Source organism: Serratia sp. J2 (assembly GCF_046269175.1).
GTDB lineage: Bacteria > Pseudomonadota > Gammaproteobacteria > Enterobacterales > Enterobacteriaceae > Chania > Chania fonticola_C.
Map to the genome: position 1 here is coordinate 118,510 of NZ_JBKABN010000011.1, position 18,384 is coordinate 136,893.

Sequence of the window (18,384 nt, forward strand, 5' to 3'; positions counted from 1 at the left end):
CGCTTTCTCCTCAAAAACCTGATTAACGTAATAGTGTCAGCAACGGTGCCTGTTCCTGCACCGGGCTTTGGCCGCTGGTAAGCACATCGACATAGTCGTCGCTGTTGCTGATGATGATCGGGGTGGTGGTATCGAAACCTGCGGCACGGATCGCCTCTTGATCAAACTCGATCAGCAGATCGCCCTGTTTAACGCGATCGCCCTCTTTGATATGGGCGGTAAAATGCAGACCGTTAAGCTTGACGGTATCGATACCCACGTGGATGAGCACCTCGGCGCCCTCATCCGATTCGATGCCGATGGCGTGCTTGGTTTTGAACAGCGATACCACACAGCCATTGACTGGGGCCACCACACGGCCCTGGTGCGGCATAATGGCCACGCCTTTACCCAGCAGGCCGCTGGCAAAGGTGGCGTCCTGAACCTGCTCCAACGGGATGATGTCGCCAGCAATCGGGCTGGTAACCTGCTGCTTGCGGTTGAGCGGTGCCTGTGGAGTTGGGGCTGCTGCCGCTTCAACCGGTTGTTCCGCTGGCGGTACGATGCCGAACAAATAGCTGGCAATGGCTGCAAACACAAACGACACCAAGGTACCGGCGATCGCCCCCAAGACCGTCGCATCAAAGCCGCCCGCCGGAATGATCTGGGCAAAGGTGAAAATACTGACCAAACCAAACGAGTAGGTTGCCGTGTGGAAGTAACCGATCACCGCCCCACCCAACGCCCCGCCGATACAGCCGAAAATAAATGGCCGTTTGTTTGGCAGCGTGACTCCGTATACCGCAGGCTCGGTAATACCGAAGATACCGGCGGTAACGGCAGAGCCCGCCATCACCCGCAGCTTGGCATCGCGGGTACGCAACATCACGCCCAACGTGGCCCCCACTTGCCCCATCACCGCAGGTAACAGCAGTGGAGACAGGGTGTCACGGCCAAACACGCTCATATTGTTGAGCATCAGCGGTATCAGCCCCCAATGCAGGCCGAAGATCACACAGACCTGCCAGGCCGCGCCCATAAAGGCACCGGCAACGATCGGATTGAAGGCATAAATGGCCTGATAACCGTTGGCCAGCATGTGGCTCAGCCAGGTGGCCGCCGGGCCAATCAGTAAGAAGGTGAGCGGCACCGTGATCACCAGACACATCAATGGCGTCACAAAATTACGCAGTGCGCTGTGCAACACGCGGTTAAATAGCGGCTCCAGGCGGCAGGATACCCAGGCGGCAAAAATGATCGGAATGACCGACGAGCTGTAGTTGATAAAAGTAATAGGAATGCCGAGGAAATACTCCGGCTGAGCCCCCGGGACCTGTGCCGCGTCAAAAGCCCCCATCATCAACGGATGCGTCAACGCCCCACCGATGGCCATGGTGACAAAGACGTTACCGCCAAATTTCTTACCGGCGGTGTAACCCAGCATGATCGGTAAGAAATAGAACAGCGCGTCGCTGGAGGCAAACAGCAGCTTGTAGGTGCCGCTACTCTCCAACAGCCAACCACAGGCCAGGCTCAACGCCAGGAAGCCCTTGAGGATCCCCGAGGCCGCCATCACACCGAGCAGCGGGGTGAAAATGCCGGAAACCACGTCAATAAAGCGGCTGAGCAGGTTTTCCTGTTTATCTTCTCGTGCATTGGCTGGCGTTTCCTCACCTGCGCCAAGCTGGGCATTCAAGGCGTTATAAACCTCTCCTACGTGGTTACCTACCACCACCTGAAACTGGCCGCCGCTTTCCACGACCATGATGACGCCTGGGTTTTTCTTCAACGCCTCCGCATCTGCCTTGCCGTGTTCTTGCAGTTTAAAACGCAGACGGGTGGCGCAATGCACCAGGCTTTTCACATTGTCGCGGCCACCGACGCCGGCCAAGATCTCACTGGCTAATTCCTGATATTTCATGGTTGCATCCTTAACGCTTAACCTTGCTGCTCCCCAGCTACGGCGATGGCCAATCGTCGTGGAGGAATTCAGCGCAAAAAAAAACCTAAACCTCGCGGCCTCTGATCCCAACGTGGGGAAACAGAAACTCGAGGTTTAGGTTTTGCCTGCTAAAGCAGTGACAACCCTAAATCGGTTGAGCTATGACGGTAACATTCTGTTTTTCAGTGCGGCAAGGCTTTCCGCCGTAAAGTTGCCGAAGTGTGATCTGGTAGACAAAATCCCCCTACCGTACTCCCGCGTTTTAGTGTCGGTAACAAGCCATAAAAAATATTATTAACACTTACCTATTTCCGAAGTGTAATTTACAGTAAAGGTATGTCTAGATAGGCAAAAAAACATAACCAATAATGACTAAAGTCATTAAATAACATTGAATTACGATTTTATTTCAACCTATTTGTTTCATTGAGTTTATGATTATACTCCTTTTTGAGTAGTGAAAAACCCGCCTTAAGCCCCCCTAAAACTCCAAGTATTATCTTAATTTACGCAAAAAATACATCAGGAAAGCTAACTAAAAGATGGACAAAAATAGTTCAGAGTATTATTACTAGTCTCCAGAAAATTTGTTTTAGGGAAAGCAGTCGCCATGGCATTACGTACAGAACTTGGACGGGTGTTAATTACTGGTGCCGGTGGCCGAGTGGCGACAGCGTTCAGGCAGTTCGCTGGCCACCGTTACGACTTTCGCCTGGCGGAAAAAGAAGCAGGCCTGATCTCTCATTTGCGGCCCAATGACGAGTTACTGACGTTCGATATCACCGATATCGAGGCTTGCCGGGCAGCCTGCGTCAACATCGATACCGTGCTGCATTTGGCCGCCGATCCTTCTGCGGATGCCGATTTTTGTTCTTCACTGATGAAGAACAACATCCTTGGTACATTCAACATCTTCCGCGCAGCGAAAGACGCAGGCTGCCAACGCGTGGTGTTTGCCAGCAGTGCACAAGCGGTGGAAGGCTACCCACTGGATTACCAGGTGCGCCCGGACGATGCGCCGAAGCCGAAAAATATGTACGGGGCCAGCAAGGCGTTTGGCGAAGGGATCGCCGCCTATTTTGCCCATCAGGAGGGGCTTTCTGCGCTGTCGGTGCGGATTGCCAACTTTACGACGTTGGAAGCGGGCCAGCAGATCAGCGCGCGGGATATGAGCGCCTTCCTGAGCCACCGGGATGCCGCCGATCTGCTCGATCGCTGCATCCGCGTTACCCACGTGCAGCATGCGGTGGTGCATGGCATCTCTAACAACCGCTATAAGCGACTGTCGTTAGAGGAGACCACGCGACTGCTGGATTACTACCCCGAGGACGATGCGTTTACCCTGCTCGGGTTTAGTTAAGCGGGCGCAGCACGGCAGCGAACCCGGTGAAGGAATGTCTGCCGTTCACCACATTACGGCTTTTCAGCAATCTTGCGCAGATACTCGTTATTTTTGAAGGCGATGATCACCATTTCAAAACCGACACGGGTAAACACGCCACCAATGATGATGCCCAGCAGACCACGGAAAAACTCACCATAGAACATCGAGCCAATCCCGCCGACCAGAATGCCCAGCAGGCAAAGCCAATAAACGCCGGTAATGATTTTCGGCGTCAGCATCGCATCAAAAAAGAAAATATTTTTCATCGTGTATCCCTTCATTCGTTAAGGTTGACCGTTCCTGAGCGGCAAAGCGCCCTCAAGCTGGAATGAAGTATACTGGTCAAAGATGACAAAAGGTAAGAATACATGATGGATTGTTTTCCCTACGTTTAAAGACGTAGCGATGCTCAAGCCGGCTCTAACCCGGAAAAAACTCCCAAGTTAGAACAGATAACTCTACCCCTTCTGAATACTAATCTGCCAGCGGGCATCACCGGTCTGCTGGAAATCCGTCACGCTGTGTCCTGCCTCAACCGCCCAGCGCGGCAGATTTTCCGTGGCCTGAGCGCAGTCATATTCAATCACCAGCAGGTCACCTGAACCCAATTGCTCAATGTGCTTTTTGGCTTCCATCAGCGGGAACGGGCAAAGTTTACCGGTGGTATCCAGAGTGATCGTTTTCATAGTCCTCAAGCCTCTTTTGTTTTAATCGATTGATTCGGAAGAATAATAGTGAAATAACTGACCACCCAACTGCCCAACAGGATGCACGGAATAAACAGCCAGCCCTGCCAGGAGAACCAAGCGGTATTGACGATGGTATTACCCAGCATACAGCCCCCAGCCAATCCGCTGCCGATCCCCATCAATCCGCCCCCAAACAGGCTTTTGACCATTGTCGGGAGGCCGGGCGAGCGCAGCCGCAACTCCTGGCTTCCCCAGGCAGCCACCAGCGCACCGGCAAAAATCCCGATCAGCAGATAGCCTGCCCAGCCAAAGAAGCCGGTTTTACCCTCGGTGATTAACGAAAACAGCTGTGCGCTGGGGCCACTAATCCCCAGTCCGCCAACCCGGCCCGCCTCTAGGCTGGAAGGCCATGCCAGCAACGCAATAACGCCGATCAATACGGCACTGACGAAGGGATGCCAGCGTGCTTCGAACAGCCAGTGGGCAATGCCCTGCTTGCGCGGTTTAGGTTGCGGAACGGGGAAGGATTTACGTTTCAGGTGGCGCCAGACCAGCACACCGGTCAGCACGGTTAGCACCGCTACAGCAGGCCAGGGAGACATGCCGAACGTCTGCATCAGCGAAGCGTCCGGTAAGGCAGGGGCGTTGATGGGCGCGAACAGCTGTTTGCCACCCGGCTGGCGGATATACCAACTGGCGACCACAAAACCGATCACGGCAATCATACTTCCGGCCAGCCCTTCGGCAGCGCGATAGTAAGCTCCTGTGGAACAGGAGCCTGCCAGCCCCATGCCGATACCGAAGGTTACCCCACCGACCAACGTCGCCAGCCAGCGGAAATCCCCGCCGGGCAGTTTAGCCCAACCGAGGGCCACGAAGGCGAACAAGCCGATGCTTTGCAAGGTGATGATAATGAGGATAGCGAGGGTCATGCGCCCGTCGCGGAACAGATAGAGGTCTCTCAGACCGCCGGCCATACAAAAGCGCCCGCGTTGCATGATAAATCCAAGAAGGAACCCCAGAAACAGACCTGTCATAAGGGAAGACTCCTTTTTATGGCGATGCCATAACCAGATTGTAAAAGGCGTACCCTGGGTAGGGCGCAGGCATTTTACTCGCTAGAGACAGAGAAATCACATAAATAGGAGGGTTATTGAGGAGGTGATCGTGTTTCCGATGTTGGTGCAGGCCAGGTTGGCAAAAATTCAACCTGCGGGGGAGTTCTGCTATCATCCACAATAATGTGGGGAAAGCCCGGTGTTGCACAGTTGAGGTATGATTTAAAGATGGATACACAGGCAAGCCGTACAACGCCAGTTTTGTCGGTTTTTGATTTTGACGGCACGCTGACGCACCACGACAGTTTTATCCCATTTCTGCGTTTCGCTTTTGGGCGTCGCGTATTTGCCCGGCGCTTATTGCAGCTGGCGCAGCCTGCGTTTAAGCATATGCGCAAAAAACTCACCCGTGACGAACTAAAAGAAACCCTGATTAAGGTTTTCCTGACGGGGGTGGACGAGCACTGGTTCCGTCAGCAGGCGGAAGCCTTTTGTTCGGCCTATTGGACCAAGCTGATGCGCCCTTCCGGGCTGATTGCGGTTGCCATGGAGGTCAGTTCTGGCGCTGAAGTCACGATTTGTTCCGCTTCACCGGCCCTGGTACTACAGCCGTTTGCCGATCGTTTGGGCATCAAGCTGATTGGTACTCAGTTGGAAGTGGTCGATGGGAAGCTCACCGGGCTGATTACTGGCCATAATTGCCGCTGTGGGCAGAAGGTTGAACGCCTGGAAAGTATCTATGGCCCACTGGGGAACTATCATCTCAGAGCCTGGGGCGATACCCGTGGGGACTATGAACTGTTGGCTGCGGCCCAGGATGCACACTGGCGGCATTTCCATCCGGCCTGGTCAAAGCGCCGCTCTGCGGTCAAAAGGCTGCGCGTTGCAGAGCCAAATGTGATCAGCAAGACCGATCAGTAATCCATCCCTTCAGCAATCCGTTTCGCCCCTCACCCCAACCCTCTCCCACAGGGAGAGGGAGCTGGTATGGTGCCGTAATCAGGTACCGTGATCGACCTGCTCCCTCCGCGAAAAACAGCTGGTACGGTCACGTGCTCGATAAAAGAGTGCTGGTTTAATGGGGTGGTCAGGTAGATTGCTGCAACCAATCGCGCACTCGATCGGTACCCTCTCCCTGTGGGAGCGGAGCTGGTTCTGAGCAGCAGTCAGGTGCCGTGAGCGACCTGCTCCCTCCGCGAAAAACAGCTGGTACGGTCGCGTGCTCGATAAAAGAGTGCTGGTTCAATGGGGTGGTCAGGTAGATTGCTGCAACCAATCGCACACTCGATCGGTCCCCTCTCCCTGTGGGAGAGGGTTAGGGTGAGGGGCCATCTCGGTACGTTATGTATTTATTTAACTGTCTGATATTAAAAAGTTAAAAAATAATCCGGTCCGCCTTGGCGGCGTCATACCACTCTTTAAACTCCTCCAGCAGCAGATCGTACAAACGGTCTTCTTTCATCGTGGCAAAGTCATCAATCGCGAAGAAGTTGGTGTTATCCACCCGGCGATCGGTGAAGGTATCCAGCTTTTCCAGCACGCCGTAGTTCGAGCCCCCCAGGCCGACAAACTTCCAGAAAATCGGATAGTTGGCCGAGCGCTTGATCGCCTCTTTGATCTGGCGCGTCTTGCTGATGCCGCCGTCGGTAATAAACACCACGTATACCGGCATATCGCTGTGTTTAAACGTATCGATCAGCTCTTCCATCACCGGCGGCTCATTATTGGTGCCGCCCAGCTTTGGCAGGATTTCCCACATTGAGCGCTTGCCGCTGCCCTGGATCGCCTTGATATAGCCATCAAGATTATCCAACGTCACATCGGGATATTTGGCATGTTTTTCGGCAAAGCCCCAAACGTCCATCGAGCCGTCATCATCAAACTGCACGGCCAGCACGGCGATGCGATCCAGTACCGCCTGCACATTGCCCTTTTTGAACTGCCCGGTCATCGATCCTGAAGCATCCAGCACAAACGCAACCTTGGCCTTTATCGACTGCAGATTGAATTTAGCCAGGCTGACGGTGACGTTCTTCGCCAGGCTCACCAAATGCGGGGCTTTATCCTGCAGTTTTTTCTCCAGGCTGACGGTCGGCGGCGGAGTAGCAGGCGCAGCTGGCTGAGCTACATCAACACCATAGTTTAACGCCAAGGGCTCCAAGCCACCGTTAAACCCTTGCCCCAGAGCACGCAGCTTCCAGTTACCGGCATGGCGATAAATTTCGGCCACAATCAGCGCTTTCTCCTGACGGCCTGGGGTTTCTACGCTGTATTGGGCAACGTTCTGCGCATCCATTTTCAGGTGTTGTAGCCCAGAGATAGCGTCCAAACCATCAATCACCAAAGTGATGGCAATCTTGCTGACATCGGCGTCAATTTTGCTTAGATCTAACGATAGGGTGCTGCTTTGGTGGGTGGTTTGTAAAACGACGCTGCGGTTAGGGGTAGCGGTTTGATTGAAGAAGATAAAATCGGCATCGCCACGAACTTTGCCCTCGGCATTCAGCAGGAATACCGCGGTATCAGGCTCACTCTTAAAACCAGGGTTGGCGGGGTACTGCAGTGTCAGGTTGAGCGGGGTGCCATTGACCACCAGGTTCTGGCCGGACTGTAAAATCATCAGGATAACCTCCTGTTAAAATAGCTTTTCCATAACGGGGATATTGGCGGGTAGGCCCCTCACCCCAACCCTCTCCCACAGGGAGAGGGAGCTGAAAGCCCCTGCTCTGCTGGAAGAAAGAAGATCATCTCAGCAAAACTTGAGCGCCCCCTCATCTAAAGTCGCGTACAAGGAGAGGGAGCTGAAAGCCCCTGCTCTGCGGGAAAAAAGAAGATCATCTCAGCAAAACTTGAGCGCCCCCTCATCCAAAGTGAGCGCGAAGAGAGGGGGCTAATTCAGTGTCTTAGATATTCACGCCATGCTGCGAGGCCAGCGCGGACAGGCCACCGGCAAAACCTTGGCCCACGGCCTTGAACTTCCACTCGGCACCGTGGCGATACAGCTCGCCGAATATCATCGCAGTTTCGGTAGAAGCATCTTCAGACAGGTCGAAGCGGGCGATTTCGGTGCCGTTATCGTTGTTGTAAATGCGCATGTAGCTGTTGCTGACCATGCCGAAATTCTGTTTACGCGCTTCGGCATCATAGATGGTGACGGCGAAAACCAGTTTCTTGACTTCAGCAGGCACTTTGCTCAGCTCAATTTTGACCTGCTCATCATCGCCATCGCCTTCACCGGTGCGGTTGTCGCCCTGGTGCTCAACGGAACCACAGGTGCTCTTCTTGTTGTTGAAGAAGATAAAGCTGCTGTCGCCCAGCACTTTACCATCATCACCAACCATAAATACGGAGGCGTCCAGGTCAAACCCTTGGCCATCGGTGACGCGCGCATCCCAACCCAAGCCAGCCATGGCAATGTTCATGGTGGGTGCTTCTTTGGTCAGGGATACGTTACCGCCTTTTACGAGAGAAACTGCCATTTTAAAGCTCCTGCTTTGTAGGGGATGATACGGGCAGTGGTGTACTGCCCGTCATATTAACCAGCTTATCGATCAGGACGCGTTGATGCCGTACTGAGCACACACGGAAGCCAAGCCACCGGCATAACCCTGACCCACCGCGCGGAATTTCCACTCGGCACCGTGGCGATACAACTCACCAAACAGCATGGCGGTTTCGGTAGAGGCATCTTCTGTCAGGTCATAACGGGCCACTTCGGTCTGGTTGTCATCGTTCACCAAACGGATAAAGGCACCGGATACCTGGCCGAAGCTCTGACGACGAGCCTGTGCATCGTGGATAGTGACCACAAACACGATTTTGTCGACATCAGCTGGGATCATATCCAGTTTGATTTTCAGAGACTCGTCATCGCCGTCGCCTTCACCGGTACGGTTGTCACCGGTATGAGTCACGGAACCGTCCGCAGAGGTCAGGTTGTTATAAAAAATGAAATCAGCATCACCGCGCACTTTCCCGTTTGCGGCCAGCAAGAATGCAGAGGCATCCAGGTCAAAGTCTTGACCATCGGTGGAGCGTGCATCCCAACCCAGACCAATCAACACATTCTTCATGGTTGGGGCTGCTTTACTCAGGGAAACATTACCGCCTTTAGATAAAGAAACACTCATTGTTCTAACCTCTCAAAAAGTAAACTCATTCAAATGGATTTCAGCTGGATAGGAGATCAGCTCTCCTTTTTCTCCTCGGCGTCGGGCTTGCCTGGGAACATGACGCTCGCGAGAATACCCACCGCAAGAACGCCCAGCACGACAAAGAGACTAGCCGTTGCTGAAATGCTGTACCCATGATGCCAGATGTGGTCGGTGGCATTAAGACCCAGTTTCACCGCAATGAAGAACAGCAACACAATAACGGCTTTTTCCAGATGCGTCAGGTACTGCTTCAGGGCTTCCAACACAAAATAGAGCGTACGCAGACCAAGGATGGCAAACATCATGGCGCTGTAAACAATCAGCGGTTCACGGCTTACCGCAATGATGGCCGGTACCGAGTCAAACGCAAACATCACGTCGGACAGTTCAACCACGGCCACACACAGCATCAGCGGTGTAGCATACCGCCAGGCTTTGGCACCACGGCCAATGGTGACATCCTTGTTTTCCGGTTTAGCCAACTCTTCATCAACTTCTTTCTGGCTTAACAGGAAGTCGTGACCTCTGAGCTTCGGCCAAATCGGGAAGAACCGTTTCACCATGCGATACGCCAGGTGCTGCGAGTAGTCTTCGATCTCATCGCCGTCATCGCCACTGCGTAACATCATAACCGCCGTCCAGGCCACGATCAGCGCAAAGACAATTTCAACGTATGGCCCGAGGCTGAGCAAGCCGGTACCGATGGCAACAAAGATGCCACGGAACACGATGGCCCCGATAATGCCCCAGTAGAGCACGCGGTGACGGAAACGATCCGGCACGGCGAACCACGAGAAGATCGCCATCATGACAAACAGGTTATCAACCGACAGCACTTTCTCTAACGCATAACCGGTGACAAACAGACTGGCCACTTCGGCGCCGTGGTGGATATACAGGAAGCCGGCAAACGCCATCGCCACCGCGACCCAGAACACCGACCATAAGGCTGCGCTCTTGAGCGAAATAGGCTTGTCATCGCGGTGCATAAACAAGTCAATAAAAATGGCCCCGACAGCCAATACTATGAAAACAATAACGGTCTCGGTCGGGAAGCCGATGTGCGTGGATACCATATTAACCTTCTGAAGATATTACATTAAAGACCGAATTCGGCCGCATCAAAGCCCAGAGCAGCCACAATTTCGCGTACCGCTTTTTGCTCATCCTGATCGAAGTCACCGTCGCTTTTGGCTACGGCGATACCAACACGGATGGCCAACTGGGCCGCTTCCGGCTGATCTTTCAGCGCCAGGATGTACTTCATGGTTTCGCCTTTACCGATTTCGACATCGAACTCAAAGCTGGCGATCAGTTTGTTAAAGAATTCGATGACTTCCGTAGTCTCGAAAACCTTCAGCTCATCGGATGCGTGGAGGAAACCGATCATCTTCTGTTTTTCTTCAGAGCTGACGCCATCGCTGGCCACGGCGATACGTGCGCACACGGCCACGGTACCCTGCATGAACTTTTTGTTCTTGAAACGGCCAACCTGCTTGGTCAGCTCGTCGCGGCTGGCATTGAATGCCCCTTTAACCTTGTTGAAAAAACTCATGGTGAAATCCTCTGTGAAATTGATTACTTTGACCCTGCTCTCCAGCTGAAACCCCAGCCGAAAGCCTGATCCATGTCACTATGACCGTTAAAGAAGCGGTTGATACGCTCAACCTTGATACTGCCGTTCTCGTTAACCAGGCGTGCAATGGCACACATGTTGCGGTTGTTCTGGCCTTCCGACATCCGCGTTTCAATCGGTGGCTGCTCTGGCACGTGCAGCGTCACAACGCCGTCCGTTTTATCCCAGCTCGCGACCCCTTCGTAGATGAAGGCAAACACCAGCACTTCGCGGATATGTTTCCATTCACCCCCGTTGATATGCAGCCATTCGCCGTCCGAAACATCACCGGTACGGTCATCACCTTGCAGTTGGACAAACGGCTCGCGGTTGTAGTCACCAAAACGCTTACCAAGCGCCTGGATCACCGTTTTTTCCCCGTTGGCCATTTCAACAAACGCCCCGAGATCGAGATCGACGCCCTTGTTCGAACTGAACATCGCCCGTAAACCCGTCGGGCCGCTGCCGCGATGCCAGTTCAGGTTGATACGGATTTGCCCAAAGTTATCCCGCTTGGTCAGGCTGATAGCCGGTTTTTCTTTGGTCAACGACACTTTGCTCAGGCTGATTTTGGCTGGCTCCGGCGTTGGGGCCGGTGCAGGCGTTGGCGCTGGAGCCGGTGCCGGAGCATCCGCCACATCCACACCAAAATGTTCAGCCAGCGGTTTCAGCCCGCCGTTGAAGCCCTGAGCGATAAAGCGGAACTTCCATTCGCTGTTACGACGGTAAAGCTCACCCAGGATCAATGCGGCTTCCTGGCGGCCATTCAGCTCAACGGTGCCCACCAGCAGCACTTCGTTATCCGCTTCAATCTGGATCAGCAAACGTTGCAGGCCCGCGACGGTTTGAACCCCTTCACAGGTCACCGTAAAGGCGACTTTCTGCACGTCTGGGTGCAAACGGCTGACGTCTACCGCGAAGTTGGAGTTATGACCTTCTTGGGTCAGGGCAACCGTGGCGTCATCGCTCTTGGGCTGACCATAAAAGATCATGTCCGCGTCGCCCTTCACTTTGCCATCGGCATACAGGCGGAAAGCGGAGGCATCAACCGGTGCGCCGGACACCACGCGCACGGTTAATAATTTAGCTGGAACTGGGGCATTGGCCCCCGGAGTCATATTCATTAGCGCACCACGGTAGCGACGATGTCAGCATGCATGTCATCAATGGTTCTGCCGCTGCAGGCTTTGCCATGCGCGGTAAAATCCCACTGGCCATTGTTACGACGAAGTGAAGCAATCACGATACCGGTATGAGCGCCCTGCTCTTTCAGCTCATAACGTGCCAGCTCCTTGTTGGCCTGATCGACTACGCGGCAAAACGCGTTTTCCACATCGTTGAACGACTGACCACGGAAGCTGTTGACGGTAAAGGCCAGGTATTCCACCTGAGCAGGCAGTTTTGCCAGCTCGACCAGGATGACTTCGTCATCACCATCGCCTTCGCCGGTCAGATTGTCGCCGCTGTGCACCACTGCGCCACAGCGAGACTTGAGCTGGCGGAACCAGATGGTATCGATGGTCTTACCATCTTTGTCCAGCAATACGCAGCCAGCATCGAGATCGATGGCATCACTGCCGCCGCCGAACATCTTGCTCAACAGGCCACCTTTCTTCTTGATCGGATCCCACCCCAGGCCGAAGTGCAGCTGGTTGATGGCAGATGACTGCTTGCTGAGCGAAACGGTCTGGTTCTTGGTTAATGAAACCATGGTCTAAGTTCCTTCAAGTTGGTATTGAAAACAGTGATTTTTTTACACCAAATTCCATGAGTAAAAAATCATATCATGATGTTGTTCTTGCACAACCCATTTTTGCTTTCAAACAGCCTTAATTTAGTTAACTACATATTTTATATTGATTTATTTTTTTCACACTTGGTAAACCTTTGACCGAAACATTCATTTTATGCCACTTTTCAAGGTATCTTTTCACTTCCAGACTGACATCATGTTATGATTGACATCGCCATCGGGTGGCCTCAACCCACAGCGATCCTTTTAACCATCAAGCCTTGAACGGTAAAAATCAAAAAATGACACTCAAAATGTGGCTTATGGAAGGTTTATCTTCCCAGCGGGATATTATTCAAGGCATCGTTTCATTGGTGAAAGCCAAGCAAACTGCCGTGACGGTGGTTGCCTCACACCGTAATGAACGTAACGAGATCCTCTCCCAAGCAGACGTCGCCTTGTTCGAACCGAAAGAGGACGAACAGCGGCTACCCTTCATTCTGTCTACGGTGAAACAGTGCGGCATCCAAGCCATCCACACGGGCCGCAACACGCAGTGGTTCGAGGCCCATCGGCAACAGATCGAGGCTGCCGGTGTCACACTGACCACCGGTGCCACCAGCCAGGCGATGTTTGAGCTGGCCGATGACAAAGTGGCATTTGCCCAGGCCATGGAGCAACAAGGGCTGCCTGTCGTCCCCTCTCTGCGCATTGAGTCGGTGGCCGAGCTGCGCGATCTGATTAGCCGTTCCCCTTTCTCTGGCGCGCAGCTGTGCGTCAAACCGGTAAAGGGTATTTATGGCATGGGATTTTGGCGTTTTGATGAAAGCGTGGGCCCAATGGCCGCCTTTACCCATCCGGAAAACCGCAAAGTGAACCCGCAACGCTACCTCAGCGCGCTGGCGGACGCTGGCGAGTTTGAGCCGTTGGTGCTGATGCCTTACCTGCCTGGTCCTGAATACTCCGTCGACATGTTAGTTGATCGGGGCACGGTCCTGGCTGCCGTGGCGCGTAGAAAAGAAGGGGCGCTGCAATATCTGGAAAACCACGGCGAGGCGTTTGAACTCGCTAAAGCCTGTGCCACCGCGATGCAGGCAGACGGTCTGGTCAACGTGCAAACCCGCAACGACACCAGCGGGCGTCCGGTGCTGCTGGAAATCAACCTGCGCCCGTCTGGCGGTATCGGCTATACCCGTTTCAGCGGCGTCAATCTGCCGGGCCTGTTTGCCCTGTATAAGCTTGGCGTAATGAGCCAGCAGGAAGTGATTGATGAGGCCAAAGCCGCATTCTCGCCAGCGATCGTCCGCTCTATTACCGATGTCGTCAGATATCACCCCGTGCTCGACAATCTGCTGGTGAAGGACTAACCCATGCTAAATACCTATTCCCGCACGCTGTCTTGCGGCACGCTGAAAGTAACCCCAACGGGCGGCACGATCGCGCTGGATGAGCTGTTTGACGTAGCCGAAAGGCGCAACCCGAAACGCGCGTTTCTTTTCGTCAGCAAGGTGCTGGGCCGCCATATTCCGGTGAAGCCGAGCGTCATGCGTGCCGTCTATCAGCAATTGGCCGTGCTGTTCCCGGCCTGTGAGCAAGGCCCGGTGCTGTTTATCGGCATGGCGGAAACCGCCGTCGGATTCGGTGCAGGTGTGTTTGACGAAGTCCGGGGCAACGTTAGCGACCCGGTGTATCTGACCTCAACACGTCATCCGGTAGAAGGGGGTGAGCTGCTGTGCGAATTCAAAGAAAATCACAGCCACGCCACCGACCACCTGCTTTATCTGCCACAGGATGCCGAACTCCGCCGCCGCGTGCTGGAAGCTAAAACAGTAGTGCTGATCGATGATGAAGCCACCACCGGCAACACCTTCATCAACCTGCTCCAGGCTTTACAGCAGGATGCCGGGTTACACAACATTGCCCGCGCCATCACCGTTACGCTGACCGACTGGAGCGGCGACGCCCTCGCCCAACGCAGCCCAATCCCTATTCAGTATGTGTCATTGGTTCAAGGTGACTGGCACTGGGAAAAAAATCCCGATGCTCCGGTGCCGGTGATGCCCGCAGTCAACGTAACCGCCACCGGCAGCGTACCGATCACCGGTAAACAAAGCTGGGGCCGTTTGGGTATCTCATCGCCAAGTGCGGATCTGGGGCGCGATATTCAGACGCATCCAGGGGAGAAATTACTGGTACTGGGCAGCAGCGAATTTGTCTGGGAGCCCTTCCTGCTGGCAGAACGCCTGGAAAAACAGGGGGCCGAGGTTAAGTTCAGCTCCACCACCCGTTCGCCGATTGCCACCGGGTTCGCCATCCAGTCCGCCATCGCCTTTGGCGATAACTATGGGCTGGGCATCCCCAACTTTGTCTACAACGTGGCCCACCAGCAGTTTGACCGGATCCTGTTGTGTATCGAAACCCCTGCGGCAAGCGTTGATCCCGCGTTAATTGAGGCGTTAAAACAGGTCGCCCCAACCGTTGAGGTCGTAAGCTATGAATAAGCCGGTCATTTTCTCCGATCTGGACGACACCCTGTTCCAGACGCGCCGCAAGATGGTCGATGAGCTCGACCTGGCCCCGTATCGCACCGGCGCCCTGGATCGTAGCCTGGAGCCACGCAGCTTTATGACCGAAGAACAGTCGATGCTGGTGGACTGGATGCTGGAGCATGCGGAGCTTATCCCTGTGACCGCACGTGGCACCGAAGAGATTGCCCGGGTGAGTATCCCGTTCAAGTCATGGGCGGTTACCACGCACGGTGCAGTGATCCTCACCCCACAGGGGCAGCCAGATCAGGCATGGCAGGCGCTGATGCTGGAAAAACTGCAACCTTATGCTGCCAACCTGCTGGGGATGCAACGCAAGATCACCGAGCTGATGGCCGAACGCAACATCAATGGTTGGGCGCGTATCAACTATGAATACGGTGACACGCCGGTCTATCTGGTGATGAAGCACCGCGATAGCACCCGCCTGGACGAGCTTTACGCCATCGCCGATGAGATTGAGCAGTTGTTCCCTACCAGCGGCTATTACGTCCACCGTAACAGCAACAACGTTGCCTGGCTGCCGACCGTGGTAGAGAAAGGGCTGGCAGTGACTTTCCTGCTGGAAAAACTGCGGCTTGAACGCGGCGTGTTCCCGGTTATCGGGTTGGGCGACAGCCTCAGCGATCATCGTTTTATGAAGCTTTGCACCTGGTTTGGCCTGCCGCGCCAGAGCCAGTTTGCCGAAGCGATCTCCCGCCATATTTTCGGAGAGCAGTAATATGTCTGATTTTGTGCCCTTTTCCGGCTCATACCTGCCCGAGGACGTTCACTTTCTGCTGCAACCGGTAGAAATGGAAATGACGCCGGTCGATCAGAAAGAACAGCTGATCCAGTCCGGTGCCCGTCACTACTCGGAGATGTTGAGCCAGGAACCGGAGCCGACCCCTTCACACCTCGACCTGTTTGCCCGCGCACTCGACCAGGGAGCAGGACGCCTGGCAAAAGAAGTCTCGATGCTGGCCCTTGCGCTGATTGAACGGTTCGGCGATACGCCGATAGTTCTGGCCAGCCTGGTGCGTGCCGGTGTTCCGCTGGGGGTGATGCTCCAGCAAACGCTGCGGGCCATGGGCAAAGAATCGTATCACTACGGCATCAGCATCATCCGCGACCGAGGCATTGATTCGGTGGCACTCGACTGGATTGAAGCGCGCCACGGCACCGAAGGGATAGTGTTTGTTGATGGCTGGACGGGCAAGGGAGCCATAACCGGCGAACTGATCCGCTCCCTCAACAACCGGCCTGGTTATCCTGCTCAGCCCCGCCTGGTGGTGCTTGCTGACCCGTGTGGGTGTTCGTGGCTGGCCGCCAGCGACGACGACTGGCTGATCCCGTTTGGCATTATGGGCGCGCCGGTTTCCGGCATGATCTCACGCTCCATCTGGTCAAACGAAGGCCTGCACGGCTGCGTACAATGCGATCATCTCGCCCAGTTTGAATGCAGCCGTCTGCTGGTGGATACCGTGGCACAGTATCGCGCAACGCTAGACACAGCGGCGCTTGAGCCCTGCACGCAGGATGCGGAGAGAAAAGCTTACCTGAAGCAACAAAGTGAGAAGGTGGTTAACCACCTCGCCAAAAAATATCAGGTTTCCAGTATTAACCGAATTAAACCAGGGATCGCAGAGGCTACGCGCGCTGTGCTACGCAGAGTACCGGATCACGTCTTGGTCCGTGCGGTAGACGATCCCGACGTCGCGCTGCTGGTTTATCTGGCACGCGAAAAGGGGCTGACCATTACCGAAGTCGGTGATGAGATCGGGCAGTACCGTGCGGTAACCATTATCAAGAAGGTGCTCTAATGAACCAACGACTTTCCCCTTGGCGGCTGGGTGCTTCACTCTATATGCCCGCCACCAGAACGGATATCGCCGATACGATCCTCAATAGCAAGATCGCCGGTTTACGCTCGCTGATCGTCTGCCTGGAAGATGCGGTCAGCGATGAAGATATTCCCCAGGCGCTGGAAAACCTGCGCGAACTGACCCAAACCTTGGCCAAAGCCAAGGCCGCAGAGGGCAATGATCACTGGCCGCTGGTGTTCGTACGGCCTCGTCATAAAGAAATGGGGAAACAGCTGCTGGCGAGCATGGATTTCAGCGCAGTGGACGGCTTGGTGTTGCCCAAATTCACGCTGGCTTCTCTGCCTTACTGGTGGAACATGATGCAGGACTCGCACCTGTGCATGATGCCCACGCTCGAGACAGAAGAAGTGTTTGACGTGCTGCAAATGCGTGAGCTAGCCAATACCCTGCATCACCATCCGTGCTATCGGCGCATCATCGCCCTGCGTATCGGTGGCAACGATCTGATGAACGTGGTGGCACTCAGAAGGCCACGTAACCTGACGCTGTATGACGGCCCGATGGGCTATGTGATAAAAATGCTGGTCGCCGTGTTTTCCCCACGTGATTTCGCCCTGACGGCACCGGTTTGTGAGCATATTGACGATCATCAGATTATGGATAGGGAATTGGCGCTCGATATCGCCCATGGCCTGGTCGGCAAGACGGCGATCCATCCGAATCAGATCGGCAAGATCGAAAAGGCGTTGATGGTGCAGGCAAACGATCATACCGATGCGTTGCGGATCCTTAACTCCTCGCAGGCGGTGTTTAAATCACAGGGAACCATGTGCGAACCGGCAACCCATCGCCGTTGGGCGTCAGAGATCCTGGCGCGTGCTCAGGTATACGGAATTGCCAGCGAGTCATCTCAGGAAAGCCACCGGTTTAGCATTAACGCAGGCAGTCATTAATCATGCAACTCAATACGCGACAGGCACGGATCTATAAGCTGGCTATTTTGCTCAGTGCGGGTAAACCCGTATCCGCAGACAAGATCATCACAGAGTTAGACTGCTCGGGGCCAACCCTGACACGCGTGCTTAAGGAACTGAGGGAATCCTATGAGGCGGAGATCAAATACCGCAAGGCCACTCACTCCTATCAGTTGACTGCACCTGGGCATTTAGACAAGAAGACGTTTCGCCGTATGCACGATGCGCTGGCGGCTAACTCAGAGCTGAAAAGCAGCGAAACCGTCAGCCGGGTGTATCTGGATAAAGAGAAGAAAAAAGCCGTGTCGCTGTCATTGAAAATGTCGGTGCTACGCAAAATCGATCGCTTATCCAGAGTGACGGAAACGACCCGCAGCGAAGCGGTGGATATGGTTGTCGAACGCTGTATTGACGACCTGGTGCGCAGCATTCAGGCCAGCAAGCAGAAGCCGTAATACCCTCACCCTCTCCCACAGGGAGAGGAAACCGATCGAGCAAGTCTGAAA

At 54.4% G+C, this 18,384-nt stretch carries 19 protein-coding genes; 8 read left to right on the forward strand and 11 right to left on the reverse strand.

The window, feature by feature from the left end:
- Positions 1–22: 22 nt before the first annotated feature.
- On the reverse strand, positions 23–1,900 hold the full coding sequence (gene bglF / locus ACKWMY_RS13545) for a PTS beta-glucoside transporter subunit IIABC (RefSeq protein ID WP_409486429.1): 1,878 nt from the start codon (positions 1,898–1,900) through the stop codon (positions 23–25).
- A gap of 631 nt (positions 1,901–2,531) precedes the next feature.
- On the opposite strand from bglF, the gene ACKWMY_RS13550 reads away from it, so the two are divergent.
- Complete coding sequence (locus tag ACKWMY_RS13550) at positions 2,532–3,281, forward strand: NAD-dependent epimerase/dehydratase family protein (RefSeq protein WP_024527766.1); 750 nt, start codon at positions 2,532–2,534, stop codon at positions 3,279–3,281.
- 53 nt (positions 3,282–3,334) lie between these two features.
- On the opposite strand, the gene ACKWMY_RS13555 is transcribed toward ACKWMY_RS13550, so the two are convergent.
- The 3 genes from ACKWMY_RS13555 to ACKWMY_RS13565 form a co-directional block, all read right to left on the reverse strand.
- A complete protein-coding gene (locus ACKWMY_RS13555; protein WP_024485043.1) occupies positions 3,335–3,571 on the reverse strand; it encodes a DUF4282 domain-containing protein in 237 nt (78 codons plus the stop codon).
- A 192-nt stretch (positions 3,572–3,763) separates the two neighbouring features.
- Complete coding sequence (locus ACKWMY_RS13560; protein WP_024485057.1) at positions 3,764–3,991, reverse strand: sulfurtransferase TusA family protein; 228 nt, start codon at positions 3,989–3,991, stop codon at positions 3,764–3,766.
- A gap of 5 nt (positions 3,992–3,996) precedes the next feature.
- Positions 3,997–5,031, reverse strand: a complete 1,035-nt coding sequence (locus ACKWMY_RS13565; protein WP_308872663.1) for a YeeE/YedE family protein — start codon at positions 5,029–5,031, stop codon at positions 3,997–3,999.
- Positions 5,032–5,280: 249 nt separating this feature from the next.
- Here ACKWMY_RS13565 and ACKWMY_RS13570 point away from each other — a divergent pair, with 249 nt between their 5' ends.
- A complete protein-coding gene (locus ACKWMY_RS13570; RefSeq protein WP_074030011.1) occupies positions 5,281–5,973 on the forward strand; it encodes an HAD family hydrolase in 693 nt (230 codons plus the stop codon).
- Positions 5,974–6,427: 454 nt separating this feature from the next.
- On the opposite strand, the gene ACKWMY_RS13575 is transcribed toward ACKWMY_RS13570, so the two are convergent.
- The 7 genes from ACKWMY_RS13575 to ACKWMY_RS13605 all read right to left on the reverse strand — a co-directional run bounded on the left by ACKWMY_RS13575 (position 6,428) and on the right by ACKWMY_RS13605 (position 12,532).
- Positions 6,428–7,672, reverse strand: coding sequence for a vWA domain-containing protein (locus tag ACKWMY_RS13575; protein ID WP_074030010.1), 1,245 nt, complete (start codon positions 7,670–7,672; stop codon positions 6,428–6,430).
- Positions 7,673–7,955: 283 nt separating this feature from the next.
- Positions 7,956–8,531, reverse strand: a complete 576-nt coding sequence (locus ACKWMY_RS13580) for a TerD family protein (protein WP_024527710.1) — start codon at positions 8,529–8,531, stop codon at positions 7,956–7,958.
- A 72-nt stretch (positions 8,532–8,603) separates the two neighbouring features.
- Entirely contained in the window at positions 8,604–9,182 is a 579-nt protein-coding gene (gene terD / locus ACKWMY_RS13585; protein WP_024527709.1) for a tellurium resistance membrane protein TerD, read from the reverse strand.
- Between the two features lie 56 nt (positions 9,183–9,238).
- Positions 9,239–10,282: a TerC/Alx family metal homeostasis membrane protein gene (locus ACKWMY_RS13590; RefSeq protein WP_024527708.1), complete on the reverse strand. Its 1,044-nt coding sequence runs from the start codon at positions 10,280–10,282 to the stop codon at positions 9,239–9,241.
- 23 nt (positions 10,283–10,305) lie between these two features.
- A complete protein-coding gene (locus tag ACKWMY_RS13595; RefSeq protein WP_024527707.1) occupies positions 10,306–10,761 on the reverse strand; it encodes a tellurite resistance TerB family protein in 456 nt (151 codons plus the stop codon).
- Positions 10,762–10,784: 23 nt separating this feature from the next.
- The gene (locus tag ACKWMY_RS13600) at positions 10,785–11,945 is read right to left on the reverse strand and encodes a TerD family protein (protein WP_409486430.1); all 1,161 of its coding nucleotides are present in this window, start codon (positions 11,943–11,945) and stop codon (positions 10,785–10,787) included.
- The gene (locus ACKWMY_RS13605) at positions 11,945–12,532 is read right to left on the reverse strand and encodes a TerD family protein (protein WP_024527705.1); all 588 of its coding nucleotides are present in this window, start codon (positions 12,530–12,532) and stop codon (positions 11,945–11,947) included. Before ACKWMY_RS13605 ends, ACKWMY_RS13600 begins: the two co-directional genes overlap by 1 nt.
- A gap of 323 nt (positions 12,533–12,855) precedes the next feature.
- On the opposite strand from ACKWMY_RS13605, the gene ACKWMY_RS13610 reads away from it, so the two are divergent.
- The 6 genes from ACKWMY_RS13610 to ACKWMY_RS13635 are packed head-to-tail and all read left to right on the forward strand — an operon-like array spanning position 12,856 to position 18,333.
- Positions 12,856–13,920, forward strand: a complete 1,065-nt coding sequence (locus ACKWMY_RS13610) for an ATP-grasp domain-containing protein (protein ID WP_024527704.1) — start codon at positions 12,856–12,858, stop codon at positions 13,918–13,920.
- Between the two features lie 3 nt (positions 13,921–13,923).
- On the forward strand, positions 13,924–15,054 hold the full coding sequence (locus ACKWMY_RS13615; protein WP_024527703.1) for a phosphoribosyltransferase domain-containing protein: 1,131 nt from the start codon (positions 13,924–13,926) through the stop codon (positions 15,052–15,054).
- Positions 15,047–15,820 carry a hypothetical protein gene (locus ACKWMY_RS13620; RefSeq protein ID WP_211136706.1) on the forward strand — a complete coding sequence of 258 codons (774 nt, stop codon included), beginning with the start codon at positions 15,047–15,049 and terminating at the stop codon, positions 15,818–15,820. Before ACKWMY_RS13615 ends, ACKWMY_RS13620 begins: the two co-directional genes overlap by 8 nt.
- Position 15,821: 1 nt before the next feature.
- Positions 15,822–16,901, forward strand: coding sequence for a cysteine protease StiP family protein (locus tag ACKWMY_RS13625; RefSeq protein WP_309047668.1), 1,080 nt, complete (start codon positions 15,822–15,824; stop codon positions 16,899–16,901).
- Positions 16,901–17,857 carry an HpcH/HpaI aldolase/citrate lyase family protein gene (locus ACKWMY_RS13630; RefSeq protein WP_211136707.1) on the forward strand — a complete coding sequence of 319 codons (957 nt, stop codon included), beginning with the start codon at positions 16,901–16,903 and terminating at the stop codon, positions 17,855–17,857. The genes ACKWMY_RS13625 and ACKWMY_RS13630 overlap by 1 nt, the downstream gene beginning before the upstream one ends.
- 2 nt (positions 17,858–17,859) lie before the next feature.
- Positions 17,860–18,333, forward strand: a complete 474-nt coding sequence (locus ACKWMY_RS13635) for a tellurium resistance protein TerW (protein WP_409486431.1) — start codon at positions 17,860–17,862, stop codon at positions 18,331–18,333.
- Positions 18,334–18,384: the final 51 nt, after the last annotated feature.

Bases quoted from the DNA above. Each gene is read 5' to 3' on its own strand.
- bglF (WP_409486429.1), bottom strand. From the start codon at position 1,900: ATGAAATATCAGGAATTAGCCAGTGAGATCTTGGCCGGCGTCGGTGGC.
- ACKWMY_RS13550 (WP_024527766.1), top strand. From the start codon at position 2,532: ATGGCATTACGTACAGAACTTGGACGGGTGTTAATTACTGGTGCCGGT.
- ACKWMY_RS13555 (WP_024485043.1), bottom strand. From the start codon at position 3,571: ATGAAAAATATTTTCTTTTTTGATGCGATGCTGACGCCGAAAATCATT.
- ACKWMY_RS13560 (WP_024485057.1), bottom strand. From the start codon at position 3,991: ATGAAAACGATCACTCTGGATACCACCGGTAAACTTTGCCCGTTCCCG.
- ACKWMY_RS13565 (WP_308872663.1), bottom strand. From the start codon at position 5,031: ATGACAGGTCTGTTTCTGGGGTTCCTTCTTGGATTTATCATGCAACGC.
- ACKWMY_RS13570 (WP_074030011.1), top strand. From the start codon at position 5,281: ATGGATACACAGGCAAGCCGTACAACGCCAGTTTTGTCGGTTTTTGAT.
- ACKWMY_RS13575 (WP_074030010.1), bottom strand. From the start codon at position 7,672: ATGATTTTACAGTCCGGCCAGAACCTGGTGGTCAATGGCACCCCGCTC.
- ACKWMY_RS13580 (WP_024527710.1), bottom strand. From the start codon at position 8,531: ATGGCAGTTTCTCTCGTAAAAGGCGGTAACGTATCCCTGACCAAAGAA.
- terD (WP_024527709.1), bottom strand. From the start codon at position 9,182: ATGAGTGTTTCTTTATCTAAAGGCGGTAATGTTTCCCTGAGTAAAGCA.
- ACKWMY_RS13590 (WP_024527708.1), bottom strand. From the start codon at position 10,282: ATGGTATCCACGCACATCGGCTTCCCGACCGAGACCGTTATTGTTTTC.
- ACKWMY_RS13595 (WP_024527707.1), bottom strand. From the start codon at position 10,761: ATGAGTTTTTTCAACAAGGTTAAAGGGGCATTCAATGCCAGCCGCGAC.
- ACKWMY_RS13600 (WP_409486430.1), bottom strand. From the start codon at position 11,945: ATGAATATGACTCCGGGGGCCAATGCCCCAGTTCCAGCTAAATTATTA.
- ACKWMY_RS13605 (WP_024527705.1), bottom strand. From the start codon at position 12,532: ATGGTTTCATTAACCAAGAACCAGACCGTTTCGCTCAGCAAGCAGTCA.
- ACKWMY_RS13610 (WP_024527704.1), top strand. From the start codon at position 12,856: ATGACACTCAAAATGTGGCTTATGGAAGGTTTATCTTCCCAGCGGGAT.
- ACKWMY_RS13615 (WP_024527703.1), top strand. From the start codon at position 13,924: ATGCTAAATACCTATTCCCGCACGCTGTCTTGCGGCACGCTGAAAGTA.
- ACKWMY_RS13620 (WP_211136706.1), top strand. From the start codon at position 15,047: ATGAATAAGCCGGTCATTTTCTCCGATCTGGACGACACCCTGTTCCAG.
- ACKWMY_RS13625 (WP_309047668.1), top strand. From the start codon at position 15,822: ATGTCTGATTTTGTGCCCTTTTCCGGCTCATACCTGCCCGAGGACGTT.
- ACKWMY_RS13630 (WP_211136707.1), top strand. From the start codon at position 16,901: ATGAACCAACGACTTTCCCCTTGGCGGCTGGGTGCTTCACTCTATATG.
- ACKWMY_RS13635 (WP_409486431.1), top strand. From the start codon at position 17,860: ATGCAACTCAATACGCGACAGGCACGGATCTATAAGCTGGCTATTTTG.